Origin of the sequence: Mycobacterium sp. SMC-18, from assembly GCF_045310895.1 — a bacterium.
GTDB lineage: Bacteria > Actinomycetota > Actinomycetes > Mycobacteriales > Mycobacteriaceae > Mycobacterium.
In genome coordinates, this window is sequence record NZ_JBJIAL010000006.1 from 1 (window position 1) to 17,310 (window position 17,310).

General features: G+C 67.3%; 11 protein-coding genes. 4 read left to right on the forward strand and 7 right to left on the reverse strand.

What is annotated here, in order from left to right:
• Positions 1 to 85 precede the first annotated feature (85 nt).
• On the forward strand, positions 86 to 409 hold the full coding sequence (locus tag ACJH6J_RS07100; protein ID WP_061004478.1) for a hypothetical protein: 324 nt from the start codon (positions 86 to 88) through the stop codon (positions 407 to 409).
• Positions 410 to 463: 54 nt separating this feature from the next.
• Here ACJH6J_RS07100 and ACJH6J_RS07105 read toward each other — a convergent pair whose 3' ends face one another.
• Together ACJH6J_RS07105 and ACJH6J_RS07110 are read right to left on the reverse strand one after the other, a co-directional pair.
• A complete protein-coding gene (locus tag ACJH6J_RS07105; RefSeq protein WP_406803743.1) occupies positions 464 to 1,924 on the reverse strand; it encodes a DUF222 domain-containing protein in 1,461 nt (486 codons plus the stop codon).
• Positions 1,925 to 2,418: 494 nt separating this feature from the next.
• Positions 2,419 to 5,469: an MMPL family transporter gene (locus ACJH6J_RS07110; RefSeq protein ID WP_406803744.1), complete on the reverse strand. Its 3,051-nt coding sequence runs from the start codon at positions 5,467 to 5,469 to the stop codon at positions 2,419 to 2,421.
• Between the two features lie 114 nt (positions 5,470 to 5,583).
• Between ACJH6J_RS07110 and ACJH6J_RS07115 the strand changes: the two genes are divergently transcribed.
• Complete coding sequence (locus ACJH6J_RS07115) at positions 5,584 to 6,144, forward strand: TetR/AcrR family transcriptional regulator (RefSeq protein WP_406803745.1); 561 nt, start codon at positions 5,584 to 5,586, stop codon at positions 6,142 to 6,144.
• On the opposite strand, the gene ACJH6J_RS07120 is transcribed toward ACJH6J_RS07115, so the two are convergent.
• The 5 genes from ACJH6J_RS07120 to ACJH6J_RS07140 are packed head-to-tail and all read right to left on the reverse strand — an operon-like array spanning position 6,141 to position 13,387.
• Positions 6,141 to 7,130, reverse strand: coding sequence for an alpha/beta hydrolase (locus tag ACJH6J_RS07120; protein WP_406803746.1), 990 nt, complete (start codon positions 7,128 to 7,130; stop codon positions 6,141 to 6,143). The two genes, ACJH6J_RS07115 and ACJH6J_RS07120, sit on opposite strands and share 4 nt — an antisense overlap.
• Positions 7,127 to 7,912 carry an exodeoxyribonuclease III gene (locus ACJH6J_RS07125; protein WP_061001377.1) on the reverse strand — a complete coding sequence of 262 codons (786 nt, stop codon included), beginning with the start codon at positions 7,910 to 7,912 and terminating at the stop codon, positions 7,127 to 7,129. Before ACJH6J_RS07125 ends, ACJH6J_RS07120 begins: the two co-directional genes overlap by 4 nt.
• A 10-nt stretch (positions 7,913 to 7,922) precedes the next feature.
• On the reverse strand, positions 7,923 to 11,264 hold the full coding sequence (locus ACJH6J_RS07130; protein WP_406803747.1) for an ATP-binding protein: 3,342 nt from the start codon (positions 11,262 to 11,264) through the stop codon (positions 7,923 to 7,925).
• Positions 11,257 to 11,922 carry a DUF4194 domain-containing protein gene (locus ACJH6J_RS07135; RefSeq protein WP_061001375.1) on the reverse strand — a complete coding sequence of 222 codons (666 nt, stop codon included), beginning with the start codon at positions 11,920 to 11,922 and terminating at the stop codon, positions 11,257 to 11,259. The genes ACJH6J_RS07130 and ACJH6J_RS07135 overlap by 8 nt, the downstream gene beginning before the upstream one ends.
• A complete protein-coding gene (locus tag ACJH6J_RS07140; RefSeq protein ID WP_204158306.1) occupies positions 11,915 to 13,387 on the reverse strand; it encodes a DUF3375 domain-containing protein in 1,473 nt (490 codons plus the stop codon). Before ACJH6J_RS07140 ends, ACJH6J_RS07135 begins: the two co-directional genes overlap by 8 nt.
• A 654-nt stretch (positions 13,388 to 14,041) precedes the next feature.
• Here ACJH6J_RS07140 and gjpA (ACJH6J_RS07145) point away from each other — a divergent pair.
• Both gjpA (ACJH6J_RS07145) and gjpA (ACJH6J_RS07150) read left to right on the forward strand, forming a co-directional pair.
• Positions 14,042 to 15,589, forward strand: coding sequence for an outer membrane porin GjpA (gene gjpA / locus ACJH6J_RS07145; RefSeq protein ID WP_061010394.1), 1,548 nt, complete (start codon positions 14,042 to 14,044; stop codon positions 15,587 to 15,589).
• Between the two features lie 141 nt (positions 15,590 to 15,730).
• Positions 15,731 to 17,308, forward strand: a complete 1,578-nt coding sequence (gene gjpA / locus ACJH6J_RS07150) for an outer membrane porin GjpA (protein WP_168175997.1) — start codon at positions 15,731 to 15,733, stop codon at positions 17,306 to 17,308.
• The last annotated feature ends 2 nt before the right edge of the window (positions 17,309 to 17,310 follow it).

Consider the following 17,310-nt stretch of genomic DNA (forward strand, 5'->3'; position numbering starts at 1 on the left):
GTCTCCGGGTCGTACTTGCTCGGCATGACATGCACCTTCCCAAGGAAGGAGGTGCGCATCAAACGCGGGATGGTTCAGAGTTCACATGACGCGACGAATCGCACGACTGGCCGCGGCGGCACTGTTGTCCGGCGGGATGAGTCTGGCCGCTTTCGGGTTGAGTGCCGGCACTGCCCAGGCAGAACCCTCCTCGGGCACCTGGTGTCCGGGCCAGCCGGTCCCCGGAGGCTTCACCGAGGTCGACTGGGACTGGACGACCTGCCATCGATACAACTTGGTACACCGCGGAATGCCGCCCCAGGTCGTCGGCATGACCGCCGAAGACGGCTGGTACGGCGGCCACCCCCACTACCGCACCGTCGCGGGCGAGAACACCAACGCGACCTGCCAGTTCCTGGGGTGCCCGTAGCACTCGGCGTAGCTGATGACGGTGAAACCCGTTGTGGGCTGCCGCCTTCCGTGCTCAGAAGGGTGCGGGTTCATCCCATTCCTCTGCGGCGCGGGCCATTTCGAGTTCGCGGTATCGGTGCCATTCTTCGCTGGCGATGGTTTCTTCGTTGATCATGCGTGCTTGGTTGATGAGTTGTTGGCGTTCTTGGGCGCGGGTGCGTTTGCGTTTGGGCATGCAGTGGCCGCGGCCGGGGGTTCGTGGTGGTTGTTCGGTGATTGTGGGTGTTCCGGTGGGTGTGGCCAGTTGTGGGTACCAGTGGGCGCCTTCGGGTTTGGTGATGTAGGTGTGTCCGGTGGGGGCGACCCAGACGACGGTGCCGTCGGGGTATTGGTGGTCGGTCCAGCCGTGGAATGTTTTGAGTAGGTGGTGGAATCGGCACAGGCATTTGAGGTCTGACGGGTGCGTCGGCCCGGCCGGGTAGGGGACGGTGTGGTCGAGGTCGCAGGCTTGCGCGGGCCGGTCGCAGCCGGGGAATCGGCAGGTCAGGTCTCGGCAGCGGACGAACTCCGCCAGCTTGGCCGACGGACGGTAGCGGGGCTCGGCCGCATCCGGCGGGATCTCGACCTCGCGGATGGTCGCGCCGTCGGCGAGGCGGGCGATCTGCTCGGCGGGGATCTGCCCGTACCCGGGCAGGAATCCTGGGGCCTGCCCGTTCACTGCCTCCGGTGTGGCGATGACGTGGATGACCGCGCGGGTGCCGACGGTCTGCGCCGGCAGTTCCCCCATGGCGGCCGCGGCGGCGGGGCAGTCCGGGTTGTCGCATTGGCAGGCCAGGCGCTGCCCGCGGGCCAGGGCGTCGATGGCGGCGGCGCGGCGCTGATCATGGGAGCGCGGATCGTTGCGGCACACGCTCTTGGCGAGGTCGTCGATGGCGGCGTCGAGCACGGCGGCGGTCGCCGCGTCTACCGTGCCGCAGATGCTGGCCGCGCCGGGGCCGCAGGCGCGGATGTCGAGGTAGCGGGCCTGCGACGGGGGCCTGGGGGCGTGGACCCCGGCCTGGTCGGACGCGGCGATGATGGCGTCGATGCGCTGTTCCATTTTCGGTTTCGACAACCGACCCCAGGCCACGATCTTGGCGGCCAGGTCGGCATCGACCTGCCCGGCGACGTCGTCGTCGATGATCAGGTCGGTGCGGGCGACGATCATGGCGACCATCACCGCATCGATCAGGCCGTTGGCGTAGACGGCCGCCACTTTGGGCAGGCGGGTGCGGAGCGTCACCGCCCGGTCCACCTGGGCTTGGGCCCGCTTACGCGATATCCCCAACGCGGCGGCGACCTCGACGACCAGCCCGGCATAGCCGTCGATCGCCCAATACCGTTTCTCGATGTCGTCGTCGGGGGCCCGCAGCGCCCACAGGTCACCGATCGCCCCCAGGCGGCGGGCGCCGGCGGCGTTCTCTTGCCGGGTGGCCAGGGTGATCGCGTCGACCGCCGCGGCCGCGGCGTGGGGATCACCATCTAATTCGCTCATACGTTCGAATGTATACCCGCCCACCGACACGAATCGGCCGTCGCGGACGCGACCCATCGACGACGGTTAGGGCACCTAAACAGAAGGGCCGCAGCAGGATTGGCACGGGCAGGCAGCGCGGGCAGGGATCGTCGACGGTTGGGTCAGCTAGTTATCGAGGCCTTGGAGCGGACCGCCGGTGGACGGCCCACCGAAGAATCCGGGACCGCGACCGCCAGGGGGCAGGCGCCGATTAGCCCACCTAACCGTCGAGGATCGCAGCGCGGACCGGAGACCCCGGCAGCCCAGTCGGGATGGGCACGGCCAGAACCATCGAGCACACCTAACCACCGAGGATCACGCGCGAACCGTGGGGCCGAGTCGGGGCGGGTCGGCCCGAACTACCGAGCACACCTAACCGTCAAGGATCGCAGCGCCGACCGGTGACCCCGGGCGGCCCGAGTCGGGATGGGCTCGGCCAGAACCACCGAGCCGATCTAATCGTCGACGATTCCCTACGGGTGCGCGCTCGGCTTACTCGGCCACCAGATGCGGTTGCCGATCATGGCCATCGCGGCGGGCACCAGCACGGTGCGCACCAGGGTGATGTCGATCAGCAGGCCGATGCCGATGGTGAATCCGATCTGCAGCAGGTTGATCACGCGCCCGGTCATCAGCGCGAACATGGTGAGCGCGAAGACGATGCCGGCGGTGGTGATGACGCTGCCGGTGCTGCCGAAGCTGCGCATGATGCCGCGGATCATGCCGTCACCCGACTCTTCGCGGATGCGGGCGGCGAAGAGCATGCTGTAGTCCGCGCCCACGGCGATGAGCGCCATGAAGGACACCGGGAACACCGACCAGTCGATGTCGACGCCGAGGATGTGCTGCCACACCAGGACGCTGAATCCGGAAGCGGCGGCGAACGACAACGTCACGACCGCGACCATGAACACCGGCGCGGCGATGCTGCGCAGCAGCGCGATCAACACCAGCAGCACACCGAGGATCGCGACGATGCCGTAGACGGCGAAGTCATGCCACACCTGGTCACGCATGTCTGCCGACAGCGACGCCAAGCCGGTGCTGGCGAAACGTGCTGTCTGCAAAGAGGTTCCGGCTGCGGCCTCGGTCGCCGCCGGCGCCAGCGCGCGGGAGGCGTCGAGGGCCTGGGCGCTGTACGGGTTGATCTTCCAGATGACAAGCATCCGCGCCGTCTTGCCGTCGGGGGCGAACAGCAGGTCCTGTGCGGCCCGGAAGGCCGGGTCGGAAAAGCCCTGCGGCGGAAGGTAGAAGCCCGATGCCGGCCCGTCGCCGGTGTGAGTGCTCAAGGTCGTCAGGTAGTCCGTCGCCTGGCCGAGCCCGTCGGTGAGGCGCCCTGACATGGTGACCACCTGGTCCACGCCGCCCTTGACCTGGTCGAGCCCGACGGCCAGCCGGGTCATCCCGGCGCTGAGCTGATCGGCGCCGCGCACGAGTTCGGCCAACTGGGTGCGGGCCTGGGTCGGCGAACCACCGGGCAGATTCGACACCATTTTCTGCAACGTGGCCAACGCATTTCGGATGGCGGGCTCGGCGGCCCGCACCTTCTCGACGGTCACTTGCGGGACGGCAGAGAGCCGCTGGGCCTGCAGCAGCGCGCGGCTGACCGCGCCGTTGGAGATGGCGTCGAGGTCGGCGATGTCCGCGCGGGCCCGGCTGCACACGGGGTTCATCAGGCAGTCGGGGCCGGGTTGCGGATCCAGCGCGGAGCCGAGCGCCGAACTCACCAGCCGGCCGGCATCGGCGACCTGCGCGTTGCCGTCGATGGCCTGCAATGCCGCGTCGAGCAAGCCGGTGGAGGAACTGAGATCGGCCAACGCCGAACGGACGTCCACCGTGCCGTCGGTGAGCGTGGACAGCCCGGCGCCGGCGGCCTGGTACCCGTCGAGTACCTGATGGGCCAGCCCGGTCACCTGCCTGATACCGGAAACCAATTGGGGAATCTGGGTCACCGCGGAGGCAGCGCCGTCGCGCAGCTGGGCCGCACCGGAGTCCAGCCGGTGAATGTCGGGAACCGCCTTGTTGACCTGGTTCTTGGCATCGCCGAGCCGGTCGGCCACGATCCCGGCCTGGTAGCCGATGGTGGTCTGCGGCAACTGCTTTCCGGCCGGCCGCGTCATGGAGCGGACATAGGCGATCTCGGGCATCCCGGCGAGGCGGCCCGCGACACGGTCGAGCGCGGCCAGATCGTCGGTGTTCCGCATGTCATGGTCGGCCGAGACGATCAGGTATTCCGGCGCCGCCTCGTTGACGCCCCAGTGGGCGTAGGTCTTTTCGTAGCCGAGGGAGCTCTCGGTGTCGTCGAGCTGCATGGCGTTCTCGTCGAAGTTCACCCGGAACGTGGTCAGAACCATTGCGGCGCTGAGCAACAGCACCAGCGAAGCGGCCACCAGCACGCCCGACCGGCGGATCATGGTGGATCCGATGCGGCGCCACCGGCGGTCGTTGAGGGGGCGCGGTTCGGCCAGTCCGCGCTTGCCGAGGAGCGACAGCAGGGCGTAGGGCAGGGACATCGAGACGGCCAGTCCGACGACGATCGCGATGGCGATCGGTGGGCCGGTGGCCTTGAACATGCCGAGTTCGGTGAATCCCATGGCTGTGGCGGCCGCCGCGATGGTCAGCATCGAGGCGATCAGGATGCCCGAAACCCGCTGTCCGGCTTGCGCTATCGCGTCGATGACGGGCACCTGGCTACGCCGGGCTTCGTGATAGCCGGCCAGGATGAAGATCGCGTAGTCGGTGGCGGCGCCGAGCAGCATCGCGGTCATCAGCGAGATGGTGAAGTTCGAAACGGTAAGTACCCCAGCCATACCCAGCAGGGACACGATCGGGCGGGCCACGCCGAGTGCGATGCCGATGGTCAGCAACGGCACCATGGCAGTGGCCAGCGACCGATAGACCATCAGCAGCACCAAGGTGATCAGCAGGACAGACACCGCGGTGATGATCAGCAGCGAAAAGTCCATGGCGCTGAAAAGATCGGCCAATGTTGGTGACGGCCCGGTGAGGTAAACCCCGACTCCGGGCGGTGTGGGCAGGGCGTGCAGCTGGTCGCGGATCGCGATGGTGTTCTTGTGCGCCTTGGTGGACCCGACGTCGCCGGTGCCGGCCAGGACGAGGTTGATCGCCTTGTGGTCGGGGCTCAGCGCGATGTCGCGCAGTTGCGGATTGTCGTAGGTGTCGAGCACGTAGGCGACGTTGGTGGTGTCGCGCTGCAAGGTGGCGACGATGTCGCGGTAGAGGGCTTCGTCGGCCGCATTGATGCCCTTCTCGTCGACCAGCACGACGCTGCCGACGGCCGAGGACCGCGGGACACCGAAGGCGTCCGACATCTCGCGCAGCGTCTGCGCGGCCTTGATGTTCGCCGGCATGAACGGCGCGGAATGCTCGGAGACGGTCTGCTCGAGCTGGGGGATGGCGACGTTGAGGATTCCGGCGAGCGCTACCCAGAAGCCGATGACGAGCCATGCCCATTTGGCACAGAAACGGCTGGTGGCGGCGAAAAACCTGCTGTTGTGTCCCACCCGGATCCCCTCCGATTCGAGACCAGAACTACACCGTTCGGTCTACTATTGGAGGCAGACGGTAGTAGACCGACTGGTGTACAAAAAATGCTGAAAGACAGGGAGTTACGTCACATGAGTGCCCGCGATCGGCTCGTCGTCACAGCCATCGATCTGATTCGGCGCCAAGGCGTCGCGGCGACGGGGCTCAGCCAGTTACTCGAACGCAGTGGTGCCGCGCGCCGTTCGCTCTACCTGAATTTCCCGGGCGGCAAGGCGGAACTCGTCGCCGATGCGACCGTGACGGCCGGCAACACGCTGGCCGACGGCATCGACCGACTGATCGGAGAACGAGGGCCGGTAGGGGCGGTCCGGGCGTTCATCGAGATGTGGATTGCGAACCTGGCCGGCGGCGACTTCGAAGTGGGCTGCCCGATCGTCGCTGCTGCACTCGGCCGCAGCGAGGCGCCGGCGGCCGCCGACACCGCCGGTGAGGTCTTCCTGGACTGGGAGCGTCGAATTGCCGCCGGGCTCGAAACCGCGGGGTTGTCAGCCGATGACGCCGCTCGCCAGGCGACGCTGACGGTCGCCGCGGTGGAGGGCGCCATCGTCATGGCGCAGGCGACCAAGTCGGACGTGCCGCTACGCCGTGTGGAGGCGGCGCTTGTCGAGTCGGTGGAGCAGTACCTGAATTAGGCGGACTTTGCCGGGGCTGTGCCGGACAGGCAGTCGGCGATGAAACCGGCCATGCGCGCGTAGGCCCGGCGGCTCTCCGGCAGCCCGGGGAATATGGCCGGGAACGCGTGGACCTGACTGGGCCACGCCGCGACCTCGCACTTGCGCCCGGCCTCGTGCAGTTTGTCCTGCATCCGCTCGGCGTCGCACAGCAGTGACTCCGTCTCGGAGGCGACGATCAGCGACGGCGGCATCGAATCCATCGGACCGGAAACCGGCTCCAATTCTTCGAGATTGCCGGCGGGACAGATGCGTTCGGTGATGACCGGGAAGCCGGCGGCGATCCCGAAGACGTCCGTCGCCGCGGTCGAATGCGCAGTGCGTGCGGCGTTGTCCAATTCCAGTAGAGGCGAAATGCCGACCACCCCTGCGGGACTCGGGAGCCCGTGCTTCGGGGCCTGCTGCGCGGTCGCGAACGCCAGGAATCCGCCGGCCGAGTCACCGGCGAGGACCACCTTGGCCGGATCGACGCCCAGACTCAGCAGGTGGCGGTAAGCGCTCAGGCAGTCCTGGATGGTCGTCTCCAGGTCGACCTCGGGGTACTGCCGATATTCGATGTGTACCAACGGCAATCGCGTGACGCGCGAGAGCGCCGCGACGGCGCGTAGATGGGTGTTCAGATCGCCGAGGACGAACCCGCCGCCGTGGAAATACAAGATGACCCCGTCGGTGATGGGCGGGTCGAGGTCGGACGGCGACACCCATTCGACCGGCAGGCCGCTCCAGTTCTCGGCGACCAATCGGAAGCCGCGCGGTGGCCGACGACGCTGCAGGCTGGCCGACTTGTTGACGTTGCGTCCCACCCGCACGATCCGCTGTGACGTCGCCTCGTACTCCGCCGTGGTCAGCGCGCGAATCAGGATGCGGGCCAACAGCAATGACGCGAAGAAGTGAATGATGCGCGCGCGCAGGCTGGCCGGCTCGGTGGCGTGAATGACCGCGCTCACGGCGCCAACTCCACCAGCACCGGCGCGTGATCACTGGGCTGCTTGCCTTTTCGTTCCTCGCGAACGATCTCGCCGTGCGTGACGCGCGCCGCGAATTCCGGTGAGCCCAGCACGAAGTCGATGCGCATGCCCTGCTTCTTGGGGAACCGCAGCTGCGTGTAGTCCCAGTAGGTGTAGACGCCCGGACCCGGGGTGAACGGGCGGACCACGTCCGCGAAGCCGGCGTCGTTGATGGCGCGGAACGCCGCGCGCTCCGGCTCGGAGACGTGCGTCGAGTTCGCGAACACCGCCATGTCCCAGACGTCCTCATCGGTCGGCGCGATGTTCCAGTCGCCCATCAGGGCCAACGGCAACGACGGATCGTCGGCCAGCCAGCCGGTCGCGGTATCCCGCAGGGCGGAAAGCCATTTCAGCTTGTAGGGCAGGTGCGGGTCTTCCAGCGTCCGGCCATTGGGCACGTACAGACTCCACAACCGGACCCCGCCGCAGGTGGCGCCGATGGCACGCGCCTCGTCGGCGTCCTGCCACTGCGGTTGGCCGTCGAAGCCGACCTGCACGTCCTCGATTCCGACGCGGGACGCGATCGCCACGCCGTTCCACTGGCTGTGCCCGACGTGCGCGACTTCATAACCGAGTGCCGCGAACGGCATCGTCGGGAACTGCTCGTCCTTGCACTTGGTCTCCTGCATGGCGAGCACGTCCACGTCCGCGCGGGACAGCCAGTCCGTGACCCGGTCGACCCGGGTGCGGATGGAGTTGACGTTCCAGGTGGCGATACGCATGACGCTCCGATCAGACAGGCTCGGGGACTTTCAGTTCCCGACGTAGGGCGGTGAAGTCGGTGATGGTCTTGGTGGCGACGTTCGCGACCGGTCGGGCATTGCGGCCGGTGGCCTCGGACTTGGACACCATCACCACGCCGTCGATGTAGGGCTGAATGGTGGTGGCGTTCTGCACAGTCGCGACGATCACCAGTTGGAAGCCGAACTTCCGGAACGCCTGCAACGCCTGCGAGGCGAACTGCGGGTCGGACTTGGAGAACGCCTCATCGAGCATCAGCTGCGCGAAAACCGGCTTGTTGTCGCCGCTTTCGGGATTGGCCAGGTTGAAGCTGAGCGCTCCGGCCAGGCAGAAGGCCATCAGCTTCTCCTGCTCGCCACCGGAGTTGTCACCGGCGTTGCTGTGCGTGCGGATCAGTTCGCCGCTGGCGACGTCCCACTCGGCGCAGTCGAATGTGAACCGGTTCCGCACGTCGAGCGCATCGCGGGTCCAGGCGCGGTCCTCGGGGTTGTTGCCCGCCAGGCGGTTTCGCAACCGCAGGATGTCGGCGTACTGCTCGAGGATCGCCTTCTTGTCGCCCAGGCCGACCTCGGCGATGCGCCGGGAGATGGCCTTGACGATGTCGGTCAGCTCGGACACCGCCGCCATGCTGCGCGGGTTGGCGCGCAGCGTCAGCCGGGTGCCGCGGTTGAATTCCACCGCCCCCAGACCGGTGTTGACGCGCTCGATCTGCTCGCTGATCCGCCGGGTCTCCTGCTCGGCGACGCGGTGCAGCGTCAGGATCGCGTCGGGCGCCTGCTCGGTGATCAGTCGCATCATGCGGTCGTAGGCGTCGGGCAACTCGCGCTCGTCGATGTGACGGCAGACCGCGACGTAGTCGTAGATGCGCTCGTCGAAATCGTCCGAGTCGTTCGGAATCGCATCCGGGAACGAGGCGTCGAACGTCGCGACGATGCGCGACAGCTCCTCGTAGGAGCGCCGGCGGCTCTCGGTGAGCTGGTCGCGTTCGCGGCGGATGGCCGCGAACAGCGCCTCGCGGTGCGGCTCGGGGTTGAGCAGTTCCAGCGGCACCGGGACCTCAGCGGCATAGCGGCGCAACAGATCTGTGGCCTGCTCCGACACCGCGGCGGGGGAGAGCCGATCCTGCAGATCCATCAGCTTGGTCCGGCGGGCGTCGAGATCGTCGCGCCGCGTCTGGATCGCACCGCGCCGGGTCATCAGGGTCTGGATGTCGACCCAGCACTCCTCGGCACGCGCCGACAGTGCCTCGATGTCGGGATGGTCGGCCAGCAGCAGCTCGTACTGCTCGCGCAGCCGATCGGCGTGGCCCTCGGCGGTGTCGGTGTCGATCTGGCTCCACTGCGGGAACTGCTCGTAGACGGCCTTGCATGCCGCCGCGCGGTCGCGCCAGCGTTGCCGTTGCGCGGCAATCTCATCCGCGGCCCGCCGGGCGGTGTTGAAGGCCTCCTCGGCCTCGGTGAGTTCGGCGTGGAGCGCCTCCAGTTTGGCGCCGATGTCACCCTGATAGATGTACTCGGACGGCTTGATCGGACGCCGGTCGTCCTTGATGGCCAGCCGATCGGAGTCCTTGTAGAGACCCGTGTCCGTGACGGCGCGGCGGAAGCGCACGAACACGTCGGGGGTGTCCACACAGATGTGGTCACCGGCCGCGGCGATCACATCGGCGGCCTCGGCGGCGCAGGGATGCTTCGGCTTGACCAGGAACAGCTTGCCCGCCAACGTGTTCGGCTCGGCCTCGCGTCCCGAGGCGCCGGCCCGAACATGGTGCAGCGCCAGCCGCCCGCGCATGTTGGTCTCGTTGACGAACCGCAGCACCTTGGCGTAGTGCTGATCCGGCACCAGTAGCCGCAGGCCCACCCCGCGCAGCACCTTCTCGACCGCGAGCCGCCAGCGGGAGTGCTCGGGCGGCAAGTCGAAAAGTTCGGCGACATAGGGCAGTTCGGCGGGGTCGATACCGACGCCCGCGCAGATGTGGTCGCGCATCGTCACGGCGGACTCGGGAAGCGCCGAGCCCACGTGCTCGACGCGCTTGAGTTCCTTGGCCGCGTTGTCGCGCAGGATCCGCGCCGACTTCTGTGCGTACTCCGCGTCGGTGGACGCATCGCGCCCCCACTCGAGCTTGCCCAGCATCTCGGTGGCCTGCCGGGTGAGTTCCTCGCGCAGGTTCCAGAATTCGTCGGCCGTATCGGGCACTTCGACGCCGAGGGCCGCGACCATCTCCTCGTAGGCCGCGCGCCGCCGGGCCACGTCGTCGGCCTGCGCTTCGGCGGCATTGACCTGGGCCTGCAGCGGGCCGACGTTCGCCGATGCGCCGTTGATCTGGGCGTTGAGCGAATCACCTTCGGCCTTGGCCAGATTCAGCTGCCGCGTCAGGTCGGCGTTCTCGTTCTCCAGCTGGTCGATGGTCGCATCGAGCGTCTCGATCTCCGCGGGGCAGTGCCGGAGCCGCACATGATCGGTATAGGCCCGCACCATCGGCAGGTCGACCAGGTCGATGATGCCGAGGTCGGTCGACTCGGAGGCGTAACGCACCTGGATGGCCTCGATGTCACCGAGGATCTTGCGCTTGCGCTGAGCCACCGCGAGCAGTTCCCGGGCCTCGACCAGCGGATCGATCTGCTTGAGCGCCTCAGGCAGCCGGGCCAGGCTGTCCGGTTCGTCCAGCATGAACTCGCGGACGAACTGCTCAAGCCCACCAACGCTTTTCAGGGACTTGGCCTTGCCGAGCAGCTGCTGTGCGGCGTCCGACGCGCGGATACCGATCGAGGCATACAGCTGCGCCAGGTACTGCGACTCGACCTTGGTCGTGAACCGCCAGCCGTCACCCTTGAACACGCCGGCATCGAACCGGCCCGCGGCCCACCGGTTGCAGACGTCCTCGATGTCCAGGTCGCCGTCGCCGATGACGAACCGGCTCGACGAATCCGAACGCGATTCTCCGGTCAGCCATTTGAGCACCAGGCCCGTGATGGTGCGGCCCGTGTTGCTGGTGTAGGTCACCGCGACGGCGGACCAGGTGGTGCCTTCGCCGCGCAGGTACATCACCTGGCTCGTGCCGGCTTCGCTGCGCTGGCCCCAGGCGCCGCGGACGTACTTGTCGACGGTGCGGCGGCCCGCGCTCGAGCCGGCCGCGGTGTTGTCGCCGGATGCGTTGAAGTTGCGCCGGTTGAACGGTAGGAAGCCGAGCGAAATCGCGTCCAGCAGTGACGATTTACCGCTGCCGGAGCCGCCCGCGACCAGTGAGCCGCCGGCGCTGAACGGGATGCTGTGATAACCGTCGAACACGCCCCAGTTGATGATCTGGAGCCGGGACAGGTGGAACTGCTCAGACATCGGCTTCAGTACCTCCACCGGTGAGTTGTTCGAACTGCTGCTGCAGCTCGGTGATCACCGAGGCCGTCATCACGGCCGTGATGACGGGGCTCACGGTGTAGCTGTCCTCGTCGTCGCGGCTACGGCGCAGGATGTCGAGACCGGTGAGGCGGGCGATGGCGGCATCGATCCGGGCGGTGAAAGTGACTGCGTCACGGTCGGTTTCGTTCAGCACTCCGCTGAACATGCCATGCATCTCGTCACGGGTGATGAGGAAGCTCTGGTCGCCGCCGGCGCGCATCAGCTGCGCCAGGTGCAGAGCCAGAATCGAGTCGTAGGTGCCCAGCGGCTCGCGGCGCAGCAGCTTGATGCCCTTGGCCGACTCGTAACGGGCCTGCTCGATGAACGCGATGTCGACGCCCTCGGAGATGCGCAACTGCAGGTCGAGTTCGGACAGCCGCACCGACAATTCGTTGCGGTACTCCAGGATCCAGCTGTAGATGTCACGGTCGGACTCGCTGCTGATGTAGCGGCGGGTCAGCAGGTGCTGCAATGCCCAGCAGGCCCGGTCCGGCATGGCGCTGACGTCGCCGTCGAAGCGTGGACGACGCTGCTGCACCGCCCGGCTGGTGCTGTCGACCTCGGGCAGCGAGGCGAAATCGATGGGTGAGTCAGTCATGAAGGGCTCCCGCCACGGCAACAGGCTCGGTGAACATCAGATAGGGCACCTCGATCTCGCGGTCCCGGCCGTCGAGCGACCGGAAGCGCACCGACATGGTGTCGTCGCTCGGGTCGCCCTGCCCGCCAGGCTGTTTGAGGGCCCAGGACCACAACACGATGACGTGGCCCAGGTATGCCGAATCGAGCAAGGAGACGGCCTCGGCGAGTGACACCGGCCGTCGCGCGACCGCGGCGTTGAGCATCTCGGACATCGCGGGCGCATCGACCTGGGTGGTCAGTGCCGCGAAGGTGGACAGGTCGACGTCGCCCTGCGCCGCTTCGGCGGGCTTGGGTGCCGACAGGTCGCCGATCTTGAAACTCAGCGCGCCGATCGAGCTGATCGCGTGCCGGGCCAGGGGGACCTCGATGTCCAGCCGGGAGTCGGTGAGGGACGACTTCAGCAGTGTCCGGGCGGCGCCGATGGCCTCGTTGAGCTGGCGGGCCACACCCCGGCTGGACTCCATGGTGCCGAACGCGGTGAACCGCTTGACCCGCTGCGCGCAGCGCTGCTGGATGCGTTCGACCTCGTCGATCTGGTGGCCGATCAACTCGAAGAACCCGGCCATCACCTTGCGCAGCGCCGGGTCCAGCTCGGGCAGCGCCGACGCCACAGTGGCGATGTCGTTCTCGAATTCGGCGCGCTGGTCGGGGTCGTTGATCATCCGCAGGAACGCCCGATGCGAATCGCGGCCCGCCGAATCCCAGGCCGCCTGGTAATCGGCGTACATCTGGCGCTGCCGGTCGCGGTACTCGATGTTGGTGTCGATCGGATCGTCCAGCGCCTGCGTGGCCTGCTCGATCATCGTGCCGTAGAGGCCGATGTCGGTGATCAGCCGTTCCATCTGCAGCGCGATGGCGCGGGCTTCGTCGTACATGTCGGTGACGTCGGGCTCGGGGCGCAGGCCGGCCTCCAGCTCGTCGAGCTCGCGGTGCAGCGCGGCGATCTCGGCTTCGATGCCGGCCCGGATGCGGTCAGGGTCGTTGCCGGCGCGGGTGGCGATCTGGCGCATGCGGGACGCGATGCCGGCGATCGAGCCGCCGGTGGCGATGCTGTCGCCGCGGCGCATGCCGCGCACGAAGTCGAGGGCGCGACGGGCGTCCTGCGTCAGATAACAGACGTTGCGTTCCGCGCCGGCGCGCGTCTCGGTCACCCGGTGCACCCAGCCCTGGCTGGCCCACGACTTGATCAGGGCCAGGCCGGACTGTCCGAGCTGGTCGTCGGTCTCGCCGAGCGTCGCCAGGTCGCGTTCCAGCCGGACCACCAGATCCGTCTCGGCGATCATGCCGTCACTGAGGTGCCGCTCCATCAATGTGGCGTAGACGCCGAGGTTGTTTGTCGCCAGCAGCCGGACCGCGCGCGAGCCCTGAACGTCACGGTTGAGTTCGAGCAACTCGGCGGCCGACAGCGCCGCATTCTCTTGCACCCGCAACCCCTGACCAGCCTGACACTTCGGTGCGTTCCACCGCCGGTCCAAGATACTTGGCGAAGCGTCGGCCGGCATCGGCGGTCGTGCCCCGCAGCGCCCGCAGGGACGGTTGCCGGCATTGCCCGGGACGGCCGGTCCCATATGTTGTCTCACCATGTGGACACCTGCCGGGGCCGCGGCGGGCTGCTGTCGGGGCGGCCGCAGCAATTGCGTTGGCGCGCCCACGAGGCGGGCGCCTGATTTGCCCCGGACTGGGCACGGGGCGTCCCGTCCGAGTTCACAGAGGCGGCTTCGCCCATGCGAGATACCGGTCACGATCGTGATCCGATGTGGTCTCGGTCACGACGCGAAAATCGCGCCTGAGTATGACTAATCGGAATATATCTGGCTGGTCCGCCTGGTCTTCCAGGGTTGCGTCGGAGGCTCGCCCGGCGGTGTAAATGGGTTTGCCGACTGGCCATTTGCCCGGAAGGTTAGCGGGGCTATGAACGGCGCTTTACCGGCTAATACGCAAACCAGCTTGGTGTGGCCTGTGAGCCGCATGCCGTCGCTATCGATTCGTTACGACTTCGTCAAAAACTCTGGATTAACTCGGTTACTCGTCGGTAAATTACCGGCCAGTAAGCAAGCCGACCCCCGAGGAGTCACTTCATGAATGTTGCGGTTCGTCGCCATACCAAGGCGGGTATCTGCGCAGCGACCACGGCGGCCATCGTGGTCAGCCCGCTGTTGCCGTCAGTGCCCGCCGCCGCGCATCTGCCGGCGCTGCCGTCGGTCAGCACCGCCGCGGTGCAGCTGACCGCGGCATACAACCCGCTGCAGCCATGGCTCGACGCGTTCAACACCGCATCGGCCAACGCGGGGCGCATCGGTGAGGCCTTCTCCGAGGCGCCGGCCGTGTTGTTGCAGCAGTTCCTGGCGAACCAGATCAGCCATGTCGGGGCCATCCTGCAAAATCCCGGCAACATCGGCGCGGTGATCCAGGATGTCGGGCAGAACGTGAAGTCGGCGATCACCGCAGCCACGCTGCTGGGGACCAAGCCGGAGGACTGGACCATCGCCGGCTCGAACGACGTGTGGCACGGCCTGGTCGCGCAGATGCTCCCCAACATGCTCCCGACGGCGGGCAACCCGCAGGCATCCGCGATCGTCACGCAGGTGGTCAACGTGCTGGCATCACCGCTCAGCGGCGTGCTGATGGGTTTGGTGGGTCCCGGCATCAGCCCCGTCGTGGCGCTCGTCAACAGCATCACCAAGATCGCGACCTCGCTCGCCGCGGGTGACGCGATGACCGCAGCCCAAGCCGCCATCAACATCCCCGCGGCCATGGTGAACGGCTTCCTCAACGGAGCCAACCTGAACCTGGATGTGCTGGCGCCGCTGATCACCAAGACCATGCCGGCCGGCAACGAGCTGCAGAAGCTCAACATCCAGTTCGGTGGGCTGTTCACCGCTGGTGTGACGGGCATGGACATGACCGGCATCGGTGGCTCGATCCTGAACTCCCTCGGCCTCACCGCCGTCACGTCGCTTGCCCCGAACGACCCGTTGACCATCGCCGGCCAGGGCATCGGACCGATCGGTGCGCTGGTGAACCTCAGCCACCTGCTGGCCAAGGCCATCGGTTGGAGCGGTACCGGTAATCCGTTGGCCCCCAAGGCTGCTGCTGATCCGGCTGCCGCCACCCAGGTATCGGTGACCAAGGCGGCCACCGACAACTCGATCACCTCGATCCCGCAGCCTGCGTTGGCGGTGACTCCGGTGAAGGCCACCGCGGCCCAGGCTCCGCAGACGGTCGAGAAGCCTGCCGCGCCGGCCAAGTCGGAGACGCCGGCGACCCCGGCAACTCCGGCCACGCCCGCGACCCCGGCGACCCCCGCCACTCCGGCGACCCCGGCAACTTCGGAGACGCCCGCGAACCCGGCAACTCCGGCCACGCCCGCCACCCCGGCGACGCCTGCCTCTCCGGCGAAGTCCGACAACCAGAAGTCGGATGACCAGAAGGCGGACTCGACCAAGTCGGACACGAAGTCGGACACCACCAAGTCCGAGACCAAGAAGTCCGATGCGAAGAAGCCGAGCAAGCAGAAGTCGGAGAAGCCGAAGCCTGCGAAGAAGCCGGCGAAACCCGCTGCTGGCCAAGGTGGTTCGGCCAACGGCGCCGACGGCTCGCACGCTTCGGCCGCCTCGAGCAAGTAGTCAGCAGCAAGTAGTCGCAGTCAGTGGGCCTCCCTGCTCGGGGGAGGCCCACTGATTCCCGTCGGACCTTCCGTCCGATCAACCGAGCTCTTTTGTCCTGCCCAAATCAGCCCAATCAACTCGTCAAGAGGAGTCTTTCTCATGGATTCAGCGGTCCGTCGCCATACCAAGGCGGGTATCTGCGCAGCGACCACGGCGGCCATCGTGGCCGGCCCACTGCTCACGTCGGCACCCGCCTCCGTCAAGCTTCCGGCGCTGCCGTCGGTCAGCACCGCCGCCGTGCAACTGACTGCGGCGTACAACCCGCTGCAGCCGTGGCAGGACGCGTTCAAGACCGCCGCGGCGAATGCCGGGCGCATCGGCGAGGCCTTCTCCGAGGCGCCGGCGGTGCTGCTGCAGCAGTTCCTGGCGAACCAGATCGACCATGTCGGGGCCATCCTGCAGAATCCCGGCAACATCGGCACGGTTTTGGGCGAGATCGGGCACAACGTGCAGTCGGCGATCACCGCCGCGACGTTGCTGGGCACCGACCCCGGCAACAACTCGCAGTCCGTCGACTCGAACGATGGCTTCCACTTCATCCTGCTTCAGGTGATTCCGAAGCTGCTTCCGACGGCCTCGAACGCCATGGCCAACCGGGTCGTGCAGGAAGTGTTCAACTTCCTGGCATCGCCTCTGAGCGGGGTCCTGATCGGCCTGGCAGGACCGGCGATCAGCCCGGCGGTGGCGCTGGCGAACAGTCTCACCAGCATCGGTGCGTCCCTGTCGCAAGGCGACGCGGCGAAAGCGCTGCAGACCGTCATCAACATCCCGGCTGCCATGGTGGACGGCGTCCTCAACGGCGCCAACCTCAACTTGGACCTCGTGGCCAAGCTGATCAACAAGACCATTCCCCTCAGCGACAATGCCGTCGTCAAGGCGCTCAACATCCAGTTCGGCGGACTGTTCACCGCCGGATCGACGGGCTGGGACCAGATGGGCCTCGGTGGCTCGATCCTGAACTCACTCGGACAGACCGTCTATGCCGACATCATCGGGACGGACCTGCAGATCGACGGTCTGGGCATCGGGCCCATCGGCGCCATGGTGTCGCTCGGCCGCATCCTCGCCAAGGCCATCGGCTGGAGCGGCACGGGTAATCCGCTGGCGCCCAAGACCACCGCCGATCCGGCTGCTGCCACGCAGGTGTCGGTGACCAAGGCGGCGACGGACAACTCGATCACCTCGATCCCGCAGTCCACGTTGGCGGTGACGCAGGTGAAGGCCACCGCAGCGGAGGCTCCGGAGGCGCCCGCGAAGCCTGCTGCTCCGGCCAAGGCGGAGACCCCGGCGACCCCGGCGACCCCGGCGACGCCCGCAACTCCGGCGACCCCGGCAACTCCGGCTACCCCCGCCACGTCCGAGACCCCGGCCACTCCGGCTACCCCGGCCACTCCGGCGACCCCGGCGACCCCGGCGACGCCGACGAAGGCCGACAATCAGAAGTCGGATGACACCAACCCGGATACCACCAAGTCGGAGACGAAGACGTCCGAGACCAAGTCCGACACAACGAAGTCCGAGACCACCAAGTCGGAGACCAAGAAGTCCGAGTCGAAGAAGCCGGGCAAGCAGAAGTCGGAGAAGGCCGAGAAGCCGAAGCCTGTGAAGAAGTCGGCACCGGCGAAATCCACTGCAGCTCAGGGTGGTTCGGCCCACAGTGGAGCCGACGCGCACTAGCT

Bases quoted from the DNA above. Each gene is read 5' to 3' on its own strand.
- gjpA (WP_168175997.1), top strand. From the start codon at position 15,731: ATGGATTCAGCGGTCCGTCGCCATACCAAGGCGGGTATCTGCGCAGCG.
- ACJH6J_RS07105 (WP_406803743.1), bottom strand. From the start codon at position 1,924: ATGAGCGAATTAGATGGTGATCCCCACGCCGCGGCCGCGGCGGTCGAC.
- ACJH6J_RS07125 (WP_061001377.1), bottom strand. From the start codon at position 7,912: ATGCGTATCGCCACCTGGAACGTCAACTCCATCCGCACCCGGGTCGAC.
- ACJH6J_RS07135 (WP_061001375.1), bottom strand. From the start codon at position 11,922: ATGACTGACTCACCCATCGATTTCGCCTCGCTGCCCGAGGTCGACAGC.
- ACJH6J_RS07100 (WP_061004478.1), top strand. From the start codon at position 86: ATGACGCGACGAATCGCACGACTGGCCGCGGCGGCACTGTTGTCCGGC.
- ACJH6J_RS07130 (WP_406803747.1), bottom strand. From the start codon at position 11,264: ATGTCTGAGCAGTTCCACCTGTCCCGGCTCCAGATCATCAACTGGGGC.
- gjpA (WP_061010394.1), top strand. From the start codon at position 14,042: ATGAATGTTGCGGTTCGTCGCCATACCAAGGCGGGTATCTGCGCAGCG.
- ACJH6J_RS07115 (WP_406803745.1), top strand. From the start codon at position 5,584: ATGAGTGCCCGCGATCGGCTCGTCGTCACAGCCATCGATCTGATTCGG.